This window comes from Pseudomonas sp. YuFO8 (assembly GCF_035065025.1).
GTDB lineage: Bacteria > Pseudomonadota > Gammaproteobacteria > Pseudomonadales > Pseudomonadaceae > Aquipseudomonas > Aquipseudomonas putida_AE.
Genome location: NZ_JAXDEQ010000001.1, coordinates 25920 through 39978, shown reverse-complemented (window position 1 = coordinate 39978; position 14059 = coordinate 25920). Strand labels below are relative to the sequence as shown.

The window sequence follows — 14059 nt, the reverse complement described above, 5'->3', positions numbered from 1 at the left end:
CGATGTGAAAAAAAGCTTAAGCCCCTAGCAAAAGCTTGTTACAGCATCCGTCCGACAAAATCCTTTCAGCTCTCGCGATTGCTGCCGATACAGACCTGCAACCCACCTTGCTGGCGCCTAAGAACAACAATCTTCCAGCCAACCGACGATCAAGAAACACCACGTTCCTGGAGGAATTTTGATGAATAGCTGGTTCGGCAACATCAGCGTGAACCTGAAACTCGGCCTGGGCTTTGGCCTGGTCCTGGCCCTGACCTGCGTCCTCGCGCTGACCGGCTGGACCAGCCTGGGCAGCCTGATTGACCGCAGCAACTGGATGAGCGACATCACCCAGCTCAACGCCGGCCTGACCAAACTGCGCGTGGTGCGCCTGCAGTACATGCTGACCAACGGCGACGAAGCCACCGCGCAGAACGTACAGACCACCCTTCAGGCCTTTTCCGATCAGCAGCAGGCGCTGCTGGCGAAGTTCAAGAGCCCGGAAAACCTCAAGCTGCTCAAAGAACAAGGCAGCGTCATCGACGCCTACAAGACGTCCCTGGCCAAGATGCGCGACGCCTACCGTACCGGCAACAGCGCGCGCGACGTCATGGGCAGCAACGCCGAAACGGCCAGCACGCTGATCGACGACCTGAACAGCCGCGTGCAACGACTGCCACCGAGTGATCAGCGCTTCGAACAGTTCCAGGCCATCACCGCCGCCAAGCAAGCGTTCCTGCTGGCCCGCTACGAAGTGCGTGGCTACACCGCCACCACCAATGCCGAGACCGAGCAAAAAGCCGTGGCGCAACTGGACGCCGCGATTGCCAGCCTGCAACAGCTCAACGTGCATTTCAGCGACATCCATCCCCAGGCCCTGCGCCAACTGGAGACCGCGCTGGGCAACTACCGCAGCGCCTTGCAGGCCTATAAAGCGGCGAACAGCGAGGCTGTGCAGGCGCGCAAGGAAATGACCGACGAGGGCGCGGCCATCGTCAGCCTGAGCGAGCAGCTGTATCAGATCCAGCTCGACCGTCGTGACGCTGAAAGCGCCCAGGCGCGTACCCTGCAACTGATCAGCACCCTGCTGGCATTGCTGGTGGGCATTATTGCCGCCGTTGTCATTACCCGGCAGATCACCGGTCCGTTGCGCGAAACCCTGGCCGTGGTCGATCGCATCGCCAGCGGCGACCTGTCCCAGGACGTCAGGGTCACGCGTCGCGATGAGCTGGGTGTCTTGCAACAAGGCATTGCGCGCATGGGCGTGACCTTGCGCGACCTGATCAGCGGTATCCGCGACGGCGTCACCCAGATCGCCAGCGCGGCCGAAGAACTGTCGGCCGTGACCGAGCAGACCAGCGCCGGGGTCAACAGCCAGAAAGTCGAGACCGACCAGGTCGCCACCGCCATGCACGAGATGACCGCCACTGTGCAGGAGGTCGCGCGCAATGCCGCGCAAGCCTCCCAGGCCGCCGCCGCGGCGGATGGCGAAGCACGCGCAGGGGACAAGGTTGTCGCTGAAGCCATCACCCAGATCGAACGCCTGGCCAGCGAGGTGGTGCGTTCCACCGAAGCCATGGGCCTGCTGCAACAGGAAAGCGACAAGATCGGCAGTGTCATGGACGTGATCAAGGCCGTGGCCGAACAAACCAACCTGCTTGCACTCAACGCCGCCATTGAAGCGGCACGCGCTGGTGAAGCCGGACGTGGTTTTGCCGTGGTGGCCGACGAAGTGCGGGGCCTGGCCCAACGCACACAGAAATCCACCGAGGAAATCGAAGGCCTGGTGGCCGCCCTGCAGAACGGCACCCAGCAAGTGGCGACCGTGATGAACAACAGCCGCACCCTGACCGACAGCAGCGTGGCCCTGACCCGCAAGGCCGGCGCCTCACTGGAAAACATCACCCGCACGGTGTCCAACATCCAGTCGATGAACCAGCAGATCGCGGCCGCGGCCGAACAGCAAAGCGCGGTGGCCGAAGAGATCAGCCGCAGCATCGTCAACGTGCGTGATGTGTCGGAACAGACCGCCGCGGCGAGTGATGAGACGGCGGCGTCCAGTGTTGAGTTGGCGCGGTTGGGGAATCAGTTGCAGATGATGGTCAGCCACTTCCGCGTCTGACGTTCAAGATCAAAAGATCGCAGCCTTCGGCAGCTCCTACAGGGGATCGTAGTTCCATGTAGGAGCTGCCGCAGGCTGCGATCTTTTAGCGGTGCTTGAACCCCGCACGCAAATCCCCTTCCCGCGCCAGGAACCGCCCTTCCCTGCGCCCGTTCGCCTGGCCGTCCTGGTAGCTCAATACCCCGTTGACCCACACGCCATCGATGCCTTCGGCCGCCCGTTGCGGATCGTTGAAGTCGGCCACATCGCGAATGGTCGCCGGGTCGAACAGCACCAGGTCGGCCCAGTGGCCTTCGCGGATCTCGCCCCTTTGCTTCAAGCCGAATCGCGCCGCCGACAAGCCGGTCATCTTGTGCACGGCGGTGTGCAGTGGAAAAAGGCCGACGTCACGGCTGAAATGGCCGAGCACCCGTGGGAAAGCGCCCCACAGGCGTGGATGGGGAAACGGGTCTTCGGGCAGGCCGTCGGAGCCGACCATTGACAGCGGGTGCGCGAGAATCCGTCGTACATCGTTCTCGTCCATCCCGTAGTACACCGCGCCAGCCGGTTGCAGCTGGCGGGCGGCATCGAGCAGGGACAGGTTCCACTCGGCGGCGATGTCCATCAGGTCGCGCCCGCCCATCTGCGGGTGCGGCGTCGACCAGGTGATGGTAATGCGATGGGCATCAGTGACCTGCTTGAGGTCCAGGGTCGAGGAGCTGGCGGCGTACGGGTAGCAATCGCAGCCCACCGGGTGGGTCTTCGCCGCCTGTTCCAGGGACGCCAGCAGTTGCGGGCTGCGCCCCCAGTTACCGGCACCGGCACATTTGAGGTGGGAAATGATCACCGGGGATTTTGCATGACGACCGATCTGGAACGCCTCGTCCATGGCCTCCAGCACCGGTTCGAATTCACTGCGCAAATGGGTGGTGTAGACCGCGCCAAACGCGGTCAGCTCTTCGGTCAGTTGCATGACTTCGTCGGTGGAAGCCGAGAACGCACTGGCGTAGGCAAGACCGGTGGACAAGCCCAGCGCGCCGGCCTCGAGACTGTCGCGCAGTTGCTCGCGCATCGCGGCAATTTCATCCGGCGTGGCGGTGCGGAACAGGTCGTCGAGGTGGTTGCTGCGCAACGCGGTGTGGCCCACCAGCGCGGCGACGTTGAGCGTGGTGTTCGCCGCCTCGACCGCCGCGCGGTAATCGCTGAACTTCGGATAAACAAAGGCCGCCGCGCTGCCGAGCAGGTTCATCGGATCCGGTGGATCGCCGCGCAGGCTCACCGGCGACGCGCTGATCCCGCAATTGCCGACGATCACCGTGGTCACGCCCTGGCTGAGCTTGGGCAGCATCTGCGGCTGACGGATCACTACCGTGTCGTCGTGGGTGTGCACATCGATGAAGCCGGGCGCCAGCACGCGGCCGGCGGCGTCGATCTCATCGCTGGCACGGGCATCCTGCAAGTCGCCGATGCGCTCGATACGTCCGTTCAGGATCGCCACGTCGGCCAGGTAGCCAGGACTGTTGCTGCCGTCGATGACCAGGGCATTGCGAATCAGCGTGTCGTACATCATGTCAGTCTCCCAGCGGCAGGTGATCGTCGCCGCCGCGGTAATCGTCCAGGGCGAGTTTGATCCGCCGCAGGCGTTCTTGATTGTCTTGAGGATTGGCCAGTGCCAGCTCGGTGGCAAGCACATCGATGGCGAGCAACATGCCGTAGCGTGCCGCCGTCGGTTTGTAGATGAACGAGGTCTCGGCGCTTTGCAGCGGCAGCACGATGTCGGCCAGTTGCGCCAGCGGCGAATCTCCTCGGGTGATGGCCAGGATGCGCGCACCGTAGTTGCGGGCCAGTTCCACGGTTTCCAGCAGTTCGGGGGTGATGCCCGTCAGTGAGCAGACGATGACCACCTGATCAGGACTGAGGCTGGCCGCCGTGATGCGCATCATCACCACGTCGTGGCAGACCGCGATCGGGTAGCCAAGGCGCACCAGGCGCACCTGCAACTCATCGCTGCACAAGGTCGAGCAGCCACCCATGCCGAAAGCGTGAATCATCCGCGCCTTGCCCAGCAGTTTCACTGCATCGGCGAACCGCGATTCATCGAAGGCCGACAGGTGCTGGCGCAGGGTCGACTCGATGTCGCCGACGATCTGCCCGTAGAACGCCGACTGCTCCGGCGTGCCCGCCGGGTCGAGGAAACGGCTGCCGACGCCGCTGGCCTGGGCCAGTTGCAAGCGCAGGTCGCGCAAATCCTTGCAGCCGACCGTGCGGGCGAAACGCGAGAGCGTGGCGGTGCTGACTTCTGCGCGCAGCGCCAGCTCATCGAGGCTGGCGGAGGCGGCAAAGCCCACATCATCGAGCATCAGGCGGGCGATGCGTCCTTCGCCGGCGCTGAAGGAATCCTGGCGGGCGCGGATCTGGTAGAGGATGTCCATGGCAGGCGGCTCCGGCTAAATCAGGTAGGAAAGGCCCACGGTCAGGCCGAAGGCGACGAGCGAGATCAGGGTCTCCAGCACCGTCCAGGTCTTGAAGGTCTGGGTGACCGTCATATTGAAGTATTCCTTGATCAGCCAGAAGCCGCCGTCGTTGACGTGGGAAAAAATCACCGACCCCGCCCCCGTCGCCAGCACCAGCAACTCCGGATGCGGATAACCCATGGCGATGGCGACGGGTGCGACCACGCCCGAGGCGGTGGTCATGGCCACGGTGGCAGAACCGGTGGCGATGCGCATCAACGCCGCGAACAACCAACCCATCAGCAACGGCGACAGGTGAAATTCGTGGGCCAGGCCGACGATCTGGTCGGTCACGCCGGCGTCCACCAGGATCCGGTTCAGACCGCCGCCGGCGCCCACCAGCAAGGTGATGCTGGCGGTCGGCGCCAGGCATTCGTTGGTGAACTTGAGGATCGACTCGCGATTGAAACCCTGGGCCAGGCCGAGGGTCCAGAAGCTCAGCAAGGTCGCCAGCAGCAGCGCGATGACCGAGTTGCCGATGAACAGCAGGAACTGGTTGAGGCCGCTGCCCGGGGTGGAAATCAGGTTGGCCCAGCCGCCGATCAGCATCAGCATCACCGGCAACAGGATGGTCGCCATGGTCAGGCCGAAACTCGGCAGGCTGTCGCGCGGCTCACGCTCGAGGAACTGCCGTTCCAGCGGGTTTTCCGCCGGCAGCTGGATGCGCGGTACGATGAATTTGGCATACAGGGGGCCGGCGATGATCGCGGTCGGAATGCCGATCGCAATCGCATAGAGCAAGGTCTGCCCCACCGACGCCTGGTACACCTGCACCGCCAGCATCGCCGCCGGGTGCGGTGGCACCAGCGCATGCACCACCGACAGGCCGGCGACCATCGGCAGGCCGACCATCAGGATCGACACGCCGACCCGCCGCGCCACGGTGAAGGCAATCGGCACCAGCAGCACGAAACCGACCTCGAAGAACAACGGCAGCCCCACCAGGAAGGCGATGCAGACCATCGCCCAATGTGCGTTCTTCTCGCCGAAACGGTCAATCAGGGTGCGCGCCACCTGCTCGGCGCCGCCGGACTCGGCCATCATCTTGCCGAGCATGGTGCCCAGCGCCACCACCAGCGCGATATGCCCCAGGGTCTTGCCGACACCCGCCTCATAGGCCCCGACCACGCCGGACGGCGGCATGCCCGCCACCAGCGCCAGGCCGATGGAAATCAGGGTGATGACAATGAACGGATTGAGCCGGTAGCGGGCGATCAGCACGATCAGCGCGATGATGGCGACAGCGGCATACACCAGCAGCCAATAGCCGAAGGACGGGGTCATGCGGTACTCCTCGAGAGGGTCACGTCGAAAGTTTTGTGAAACTCTTAAAACATTTCGAGGAGTAACTTTCAAACGAGGTGAAAGTAATTTTCGTGCAGAGGTAAGGAATGTCGCTCAGAGATATGCCGTGTCGCAAATAATGAAAATCAGGCAGGCGGATTTTCGTCACGCCTACGCTGGTCGGTCTCAGTCGTGTTGCACCCGGGCACGTTTGAGCAGTTTCTTGCAGCGCTCGGACAGGCCCAGCACCCGCAGGTGTTTGCCCGCCTTGCTGTAGCGCTCGCGCAGGGTGTCGAGCGCGGCAATGGCCGAGTAATCGACGAAGCTCAAGTGGCGGCAATCGAGGGTCACTTGCGCCGGGTCGTTGGCCGGATCGAATTGATTGAGGAAAGGGGTGGTCGAGGCGAAAAACAGCGTGCCATGGACGCGGTAAAGCTTGCTGCCATCGTTTTCCAGGTGACTGTCGGCGTACAGCTGCCGCGCCTGCTGCCAGGCGAAATTGAGCGCCGCGATGATGATGCCGCACAACACCGCCGTGGCCAGGTCGGTGAACACCGTGATCACTGTCACCGCGATAATCACCAGTACATCGTTCATCGGCACCTTGTTCAGCACCCGCAGCGATGCCCAGGCGAAGGTCTGTTGCGAGACCACGAACATCACCCCGACCAACGCCGCCAACGGAATACGCTCGATCAGCGGCGACAGGAACAGGATGAACAGCAGAATCGATACTCCGGCGACTACACCGGACAGCCGGCCGCGGCCCCCGGAGCTCAGGTTGATCACGGTCTGGCCGATCATCGCGCAACCGCCCATGCCGCCGAACAGACCGGACACCACGTTGGCCGCGCCCAGCGCCACGCATTCGCGATCGGGGTAGCCGCGACTCTCGGTAATTTCGTCGGTGAGGTTCAGGGTCAGCAAGGTTTCCAGCAGGCCGACCATCGCCATCAGGATCGCGTAGGGCGCAATGATGCGCAGGGTTTCCAGGTTCCAGGGAATGTCTGGCAAAGCGAATGTCGGCAAGCCACCGGCGATGTGTGCCATGTCACCCAGGGTGCGGGTTGGCAGGCCGAGGAAGTAGACAGCCAGTCCTACCCCGAGGATCGCCACCAACGCGGGCGGCACTGCGCGGGTCAGGCGTGGCAGCACATAGACAATCGCCATCGTCACCGCCACCAGGCCGATCATGAAGTACAACGGCGTACCGCTCAGCCAGGTCTCGCCACTCTTGAAGTGCTCCAGTTGCGCAAGGGCAATGATGATCGCCAGGCCGTTGACGAAACCGAGCATCACCGGATGCGGCACCATGCGCACCAGCTTGCCCAGCCGCAGCAGGCCGAACGCCGCCATGATCAAACCGCCCAGCAGCACCGTCGCCAGCAGGTACTGCACACCGTGCTGCACCACCAGCGCGACGATCACCACCGCCATCGACCCGGCAGCACCGGAGACCATGCCTGGCCGGCCACCGAACAGCGCGGTCAGGGTGCAAATGATGAACGCACCATACAGGCCCATCAGCGGATTGAGATGCGCCACCAGCGCGAAGGCAATGCATTCGGGCAACAGGGCGAAAGACGTCGTGAGCCCGGCCAGGGCATCGGCGCGTAGATGTTTTGGTTTCATGGGGGACCGCATGCAGGGAGTAGCAAGAAAGAGTGTGCGGATGTTACGGAATCGAGGGCGTTCCGGCCAGTTTATGCAACTTCAGAAACGCCTTCGCGAGCAAGCCCGCTCCCACATTAGACCGCGTCCGCCTGGACAATGCGGTCAAGTGTGGGAGCGGGCTTGCTCGCGAAAGCAGCAACTCGGTCTAAAGCGAACTCACACCATCTCGTTACGAATCCACTCCAGCACCGACGTACGCTTCGGCACCCAGCCCAATATCTCCCGCGCACGGGTACCGCGCACCCGGCTATTGGAGCCCAGGCCATAATTGGCCATTTCATAACCCCACTCGGCTTCGGCGTCCTTCAGTGGCCAGTCTTGCGGCTGGCCCAGGTTCAACGCCTCGGCGATCGCCGTGGTCATGTCGATGAACGACGCTTCGCCGCTTTCGACAAAGTAGAAGGTGCCTGGGACGTTTTTGCTCAGCGCCAGCAGGTACAGCGCCACCACGTCTTCAATGTGCACGTTGGACCAGATGTTCTGCCCGGTGCCGACATGGTGGACCACGCCGCTTTTGCGCGCCTGTTTCAGCAAGCGCGGCAGCTGCACGCTGTCGCGATTGACGCCGAGGCTGTGGCCGTAGATCAGGGTGTTGCAGATGACGGCCGAGTTCACGCCATCCTTGGCCGCGGCGAGGATCAGGTTGTCGATGGCCACCCGTGCGGCCTTGTCCACAGTGGGTTCCGGCAAGTTGTCTTCACGGTAGATGACGTCGCTGGACTTGCCGCCCGAGGCGTCGCCGACGATGCTCGAACCGCTGGTGTGCAGGAACACTTTGTTGGAGCCGCGCAAGGCATCGAGCAAGGCTTCGACTGCACCGCGATGGTCGCTGCTGGCGGCGTTGATCACAGCGTCGGCGGCCCGGGCCTGTTCGGCCAACAGTGCGCTGTCATCCAGCGTACCGATGACTGGCATGATGCCCAGCGCTTTGAGCTCATCCGCCTGTTCGGCGTTGCGCACCAGGCCGGTAACCTTGTGACCGGCCTTGATCAGGCCGGTGGCGATGGAGCCGCCGATAAAACCGGCAGCGCCGGTAACGAATACGTTCATGGAGAAACTCCCTGCGTGGATAAGTGATGCAACGAGTATCCAGCAGCGATCCCTGGCGAAAAATCCCCGCTGACCCAATTCACTCTTGCGCTGCAATCACGAATCAGCCGCTGAAATCCGTGGACGCGTACACCGCCAGTTTGCTCTGGATGAAGTCGAGGAAACACTGGATGCGCAAGGCCAACTGCGAGTTGCGGTAGTACACCGCGTTGATCGGCTGGCGATAGCCGCTGTTGAATTCGGCCAGCAACACCTTCAACCGTCCGGCACGAATGTCTTCGATGGTCATGTAGTGCGACAGGCTGGCGATGCCCTGGCCTTCCAGCGCCAGGTGGCGGAGGGTTTCGCCGCTGGAAGCGCTGAGCGACGCCTGGATCGGCCAGCGATCGCCGTGCACGTAGCGCAGCGGCCATTGGTTGAGGCCTTCGTTCTGGGTGAAGCCCAGCAGGGTGTGTTCGGCCAGATCCGCCACGGCGGTCGGGGTGCCGTGTTTTTCCAGATACGCCGGGCTGGCGACGATGTGTATCGGACTGCATCCCAGGGAGCGTGCGTGCAGGGTCGAGTCGGCCAGGGTGCCGATGCGGATGGCGATGTCGGTGCTTTGTTCAAGCAGGTCGATGATCAGGTCGTTGCTGTTGAGCTCGAGCTGGATGTCCGGATAGAGCCGGCGGAATTCATCGAGGTAGGGCACGATGGCGTGCAGCATGAATGGCGACGCGGCGTTGATGCGCAAGCGCCCGGACGGGGTTTGCTGGCGTGAGGACAAGCGCTCCTCGAGTTCGTCCATCTGATCGAGAATCAGCTTGGCGTGTTCGAAGAAGTACTTGCCCTCCTCGGTCAGGTCCATGCGTCGCGTGGTGCGGTTGATCAGCGTGGTATCGAGCTTGGCCTCGAGCCGCGACAGCGTGCGGCTGACCGCCGACGGCGTTTGCCCGACCTGCTCGGCCGCCGCGGAAATCGACCCGCACTCGATCACGCAGACGAAAATCTGCAATTCATCGGATCTGGCTTTCACGAGTGTCCTCTTTGACGAAAATCGCTAAAAGATCGCAGCCTTCGGCAGCTCCTACAAGGTATTGCGTACACCTGTAGGAGCTGCCGAAGGCTGCGATCTTTTAGCCGCTGAGACCGATAGTAGCCGAGCGTTACGCCTTCAGGCCAAACACCTCTTTCAAATGCTGCTCATAACGCGCCACATCGGCTTCGATGTTCGGACGTTTCATCACGTCCACGCAGAGGAAGGTCGGCAAAGCGGTCATGCCGAGGAATTCGTTGGCCTTGTGGAACGGGAAGTACACCGCGTCCACGCCCTTGGCCTCGAAGAAGTCGGTCGGGTCGTCGAAGGCTTGCTGCGGCGCGTTCCAGGTCAGCGACAGCATGTACTGCTTGCCGTGGATCAGGCCGCCACTGCCGTATTTCTGCGAGGCGTCGGAACGGGTGCGGCCGTCGCTGGCGTAGAGGCTGCCATGACCTTCGGTGAAGACTTCGTCGATGTACTTCTTGACGGTCCATGGCGCGCCCATCCACCAGCCGGGCATCTGGTAGATGATCACGTCGGCCCAGAGGAATTTGGCGACTTCTTCGGCGACGTCGTAACCCTCGTCGATAAATGTGGCTTTGACATCTACCCCACCGCGATCCAGCACGCTCAGCGCGGCTTCATGCAAGGTGGTGTTGTAGCGGCCATCGGAGTGGGCGAATTGTTTGCCGCCATTGAGCAACAGGACTTTTTTCATGGGAGGTCTCGGGAAGGGTCAGGAATCGGATGGCGGCAGAATAAAGACCTGGCTCGCGCGGAGTAAGCGGCCATTGTGCAAAATTCATTTGACCCACACGCACGAATCAATCGGTGATTGTTGCCTTAGACTAGGGCCGATTCTGAAATGAGGAGTGTTTTCTGATGAGTGAAATGCAAGGTTTCATCCTGCACGCCAAGACCCGCCCGGAAAAATCCGACGCCTTCGAAGCGTTTTTCAGCGGCTATGTGGAAGCCAGTCGCGCCGAACCCGGCTGCATCGAGTACCACATGCTGCGCGACAAGCAGGACCCGACCCTGTTTATCTTCTACGAGATCTGGCAGTCCCAGGCACACCTCGACGTGCACTCGAACCTGCCGCACATGAAACAGTTTCTCGAACAGCGCGATGAATACCTGGAGCGGGATTTCGAGATCCGCGCCATTGACATGCTCAGCCCGTCATCCGCTAGCCGCTGATCAACAAATGGCCGCCAAGCAAGCCGAGGCCAATGAAGAACACGCGTTTGAACAACACGGCGCTGATCCGCTGGCGCAGCCACTGCCCCAGCCACATGCCGAGCACCGCCGGGATCAGCGCCAACAACGATGCACTCAACTCGCCACCGCCGAGAGCGCCGCGCCATAGCAGGCCGCCGGCCAGGGCCAGGGTCGAGACGGTGAACGACAGGCCCAGCGCCTGCACCAGTTCATCCTTGCTCAAGCCCAGCGCCTGCAGGTACGGCACCGCCGGAATCACGAACACGCCGGTGGCCGACGTGATGACGCCCGTCAGTACGCCGCACAGCGGACCTAGCCAGCGCTCATTGCGAGCCCCTACTCGCAAGGTCGGCAGGCACAAACCGCTCAACGCATAGAGCAGCAACGCCGCCCCCAATCCGCGCACCACCCAGTGGCCGCCAGCCATGCCGATCCACAGCGTGCCCGCGCCGGTGCCGATGAAAATGGCCAGCAGCATCGGCCACAGCCGCTTGATCAAGCCGTGCAGATGGCCGCCGAAGGCCAGTTGCCAGACGTTGGTCAGGGTCGCGGGAATGATCAACAGCGCGGCAGCCTGTGATGGGGCCATAGCCAGACCGAGCAAGCCCATGGCGATGGTTGGCAGGCCGAGGCCGATGACGCCCTTGATCATGCCGGCCAGCAGGAAGGTGGCGATGACCAGCAATGACAGGGTAAATCCGAGATTTTGGTAGAACGAGGCGAGTGTGTTCATGGGGCTATCCTGAGCCTGGATTGGCCGGATGAAAATCTGCCATATACTGAGGGTGCCTCTTGTTTTGACAGAGGCTGGAGCATTTTTTGTGGCTAATGACGCCTTCGCGGGCAAGCCCCGCTCCTACAGGTTTCACGCATGCCCTTGTAGGAGCGGGCTTGCCCGCGAAGGGGCCCTTCCAGACGACACATATCAAAAGGCTGACGATGCACTTCGACCTGACCGACCTGCGCCTCTACCTGAACATCCTCGACAGCGGCAACATCACCGCCGGCGCCGCGTGCAGCCATCTGTCCCTGGCCGCCGCGAGCGCACGAATCCGCGCGATGGAAGCATCACTCGGTACTGAGTTCCTGGAGCGCGGCCGTCGTGGCGTAACCCCTACGCCTGCCGGCAAAGCCCTCGCCCAGCACGCCCGTGTCCTGCTGCAACAGGCTGAACGCATGCAGCAGGACCTGGCCGAATACGCCAAGGGCGTCAAAGGCCAGGTGCGCTTGTTGTGCAACACCACGGCGATCACCGAATACCTGCCGGAGCTGCTCGCCGACTTCCTGCGCGAGCACCCCAACCTCGACATCGACCTGCAGGAATTGCCCAGCACGCGCATCACCCACGCCTTGCGCCAGGGTGCGGCCGACCTGGGCATCGTCTCCGACGCGGTAGACACCCACTCGCTCGAAACCCTGCCCTTTCGCAACGATCCGCTGGTGCTGATCATGCCGCCCGGGCATCCCTTGGCAGGCGGCGAACCGCCGAGTTTCAGCGATACCTTACAGCACGACTACGTGGGGCTGACCGCCAACAGCGCACTCGCGGTGTACCTCGAAGAACAGGCGCTGCACGCGGGTATGCGCATGCAGATCCGCATCCGTGCGGAAGGCTTCGACGGGGTGATTCGCATGGTCGCTCACGGTGCCGGGCTGGCCATCGTGCCGCTGGCGGCGATCCAGCGCCGTGCACTGGATCAACCGCTCAAAAGCTTCGCGCTGAAGGAAGATTGGGCACAGCGAAAATTACTGCTGTGCGCGCGCTCATTCACTGGCCTGCCCGGTTATGCCAGAGCGTTGCTCGAGGCCTTGCGCAGCGAGTGAGGCCAGTTTTGGCTTCCTGAAAAACACGCCATAGACCACCGTCAGCAGCACCAGGAACGGCACACCGAACACCAGGGTCATCTTGAAGGCCTCGGTGAAGTAGGTGGTGATCATCACCGCCCCCATCAGCACCAATCCCAACAACGTGCTGTAGGGGAACAGGCGCATGCGAAACGACAATTTTCGCTCGCCGTGGCGCTGGTGATAACGACGGAAACAATAGTGGGTCAGGAAGATCATGAACCAGGTGAAGATGGCGCCGAACATCGAGATCGCCATCATCAAGGTGAACGAACTTTCCGGGTACAGGATGTTGAGCAACGTCGCCAGGGCAATGCCCGAGCTCGACAGCAACAGGGCGTTCAGCGGAATCCCGGTCTTGCTCAGTTTGCCCATGGACTTGGGTGCGTAGCCGCCACGGGACAGGCTGAACATCATGCGCGTGGTGATGTACAACTGACTGTTCATCGCCGACAGCGCGGCGATCAGGATCACGAAATTCATCACCCCGGTGGCGCCGGGAATGCCGATGGCCTGCATCACCGTGACGAACGGGCTCTGGGCATGACCGGCCTGGACCCACGGCACGATCGCCAGCATCAGGGCGAGGGTCAGGAGGTAGAACACCACCAGGCGCACGATAGTCGCGCGAAAGGCTTTCTTCACCGCTTGCTCCGGGTCCTGCGCCTCACCGGCAGCCACCGCGATCATCTCAACGCTCAGGTAGCTGAAGATCGACACGATCACCGCGACCCACATGCCTTGCAGGCCATTGGGGAAAAAGCCGCCGTGGGCGGTGTAGTTGTGCACGCCGTATTCCGGGTTGCCGGAACCGAACACCACGTACACCGCGAGGATGATGAAGCCGACAATCGCGCCGATCTTGATGGTCGAGAACCAGTACTCGAAGGTACCGAATGTCTTCACGCTGATGGCGTTGAGCACGATCAGCACACTGGAGAACGAGACGATCCACACCCACTCCGGCACGTTGGCAAACCAGTACTTCATGTACATCGCCACCGCCGTCACTTCCGTGCCGACCGCCAGCACGATCGCCGCCCAATAGGCATAGCGCACCAGGAACCCGGCCAGCGGGCTGACATAGAATTCGGCGTAGGCGCCGAACGAGCCGGAGGTCGAATGGGCCACGGTCATTTCCGCCAGGCAGCCCATCAACAGCAGCGTGATGATCGCGCCGATGGCGTAGCTGAGCAGCACGCTCGGCCCGGCATACCCGATCGCGTAGGCACTGCCCATGAACAATCCGGTGCCGATCGCACCGCCAATGGCGATCATGCTCATCTGCCCGGACGTCAGCTGACGCCGCAGGCCCTGTTCACGGTTGGATATCGTTTCAAAACCGGTGTTATCGGTCATTTTTATGTCCTCTGAATA

The 14059-nt window shown here is 62.3% G+C and carries 12 protein-coding genes and 1 pseudogene; 4 read left to right on the top strand and 9 right to left on the bottom strand.

Going from position 1 to position 14059, the window contains the following annotated elements:
* Positions 1-181: 181 nt before the first annotated feature.
* Together SOP95_RS32075 and SOP95_RS32070 are read left to right on the top strand one after the other, a co-directional pair.
* A pseudogene (locus tag SOP95_RS32075) lies at positions 182-1243 on the top strand (methyl-accepting chemotaxis protein); the annotation flags it as partial.
* Positions 1238-2101, top strand: coding sequence for a methyl-accepting chemotaxis protein (locus tag SOP95_RS32070; protein WP_442967711.1), 864 nt, complete (start codon positions 1238-1240; stop codon positions 2099-2101). The pseudogene SOP95_RS32075 and the gene SOP95_RS32070, both read left to right, overlap by 6 nt.
* Positions 2102-2186: 85 nt before the next feature.
* Here the strand turns inward: SOP95_RS32070 and SOP95_RS00150 are convergent, their stop codons facing one another.
* The 7 genes from SOP95_RS00150 to SOP95_RS00120 all read right to left on the bottom strand — a co-directional run bounded on the left by SOP95_RS00150 (position 2187) and on the right by SOP95_RS00120 (position 10337).
* On the bottom strand, positions 2187-3650 hold the full coding sequence (locus SOP95_RS00150) for an N-acyl-D-amino-acid deacylase family protein (RefSeq protein WP_274074106.1): 1464 nt from the start codon (positions 3648-3650) through the stop codon (positions 2187-2189).
* 1 nt (position 3651) lies between these two features.
* Positions 3652-4512, bottom strand: coding sequence for a MurR/RpiR family transcriptional regulator (locus tag SOP95_RS00145; RefSeq protein WP_323605458.1), 861 nt, complete (start codon positions 4510-4512; stop codon positions 3652-3654).
* 15 nt (positions 4513-4527) lie between these two features.
* On the bottom strand, positions 4528-5877 hold the full coding sequence (locus SOP95_RS00140; RefSeq protein ID WP_323605457.1) for a GntT/GntP/DsdX family permease: 1350 nt from the start codon (positions 5875-5877) through the stop codon (positions 4528-4530).
* Positions 5878-6063: 186 nt separating this feature from the next.
* On the bottom strand, positions 6064-7509 hold the full coding sequence (locus SOP95_RS00135; protein ID WP_323605455.1) for a SulP family inorganic anion transporter: 1446 nt from the start codon (positions 7507-7509) through the stop codon (positions 6064-6066).
* A gap of 198 nt (positions 7510-7707) precedes the next feature.
* Complete coding sequence (locus SOP95_RS00130; RefSeq protein WP_323605454.1) at positions 7708-8601, bottom strand: NAD-dependent epimerase/dehydratase family protein; 894 nt, start codon at positions 8599-8601, stop codon at positions 7708-7710.
* Positions 8602-8704: 103 nt separating this feature from the next.
* Positions 8705-9616, bottom strand: a complete 912-nt coding sequence (locus tag SOP95_RS00125; protein WP_274074111.1) for a LysR family transcriptional regulator — start codon at positions 9614-9616, stop codon at positions 8705-8707.
* A gap of 130 nt (positions 9617-9746) precedes the next feature.
* Positions 9747-10337 (bottom strand): NAD(P)H-dependent oxidoreductase, encoded by a 591-nt coding sequence (locus SOP95_RS00120; RefSeq protein ID WP_274074112.1) that lies wholly within the window; start codon positions 10335-10337, stop codon positions 9747-9749.
* A gap of 164 nt (positions 10338-10501) precedes the next feature.
* Between SOP95_RS00120 and SOP95_RS00115 the strand changes: the two genes are divergently transcribed.
* Positions 10502-10816, top strand: a complete 315-nt coding sequence (locus tag SOP95_RS00115; protein WP_274074113.1) for a putative quinol monooxygenase — start codon at positions 10502-10504, stop codon at positions 10814-10816.
* On the opposite strand, the gene SOP95_RS00110 is transcribed toward SOP95_RS00115, so the two are convergent.
* Positions 10806-11570, bottom strand: a complete 765-nt coding sequence (locus SOP95_RS00110) for a sulfite exporter TauE/SafE family protein (protein WP_323605452.1) — start codon at positions 11568-11570, stop codon at positions 10806-10808. The two genes, SOP95_RS00115 and SOP95_RS00110, sit on opposite strands and share 11 nt — an antisense overlap.
* A gap of 206 nt (positions 11571-11776) precedes the next feature.
* On the opposite strand from SOP95_RS00110, the gene SOP95_RS00105 reads away from it, so the two are divergent.
* Positions 11777-12661, top strand: a complete 885-nt coding sequence (locus SOP95_RS00105; protein WP_323605450.1) for a LysR family transcriptional regulator — start codon at positions 11777-11779, stop codon at positions 12659-12661.
* Here the strand turns inward: SOP95_RS00105 and SOP95_RS00100 are convergent.
* Positions 12602-14041 carry an amino acid permease gene (locus SOP95_RS00100; protein ID WP_323605449.1) on the bottom strand — a complete coding sequence of 480 codons (1440 nt, stop codon included), beginning with the start codon at positions 14039-14041 and terminating at the stop codon, positions 12602-12604. The two genes, SOP95_RS00105 and SOP95_RS00100, sit on opposite strands and share 60 nt — an antisense overlap.
* Between the last annotated feature and the right edge of the window lie 18 nt (positions 14042-14059).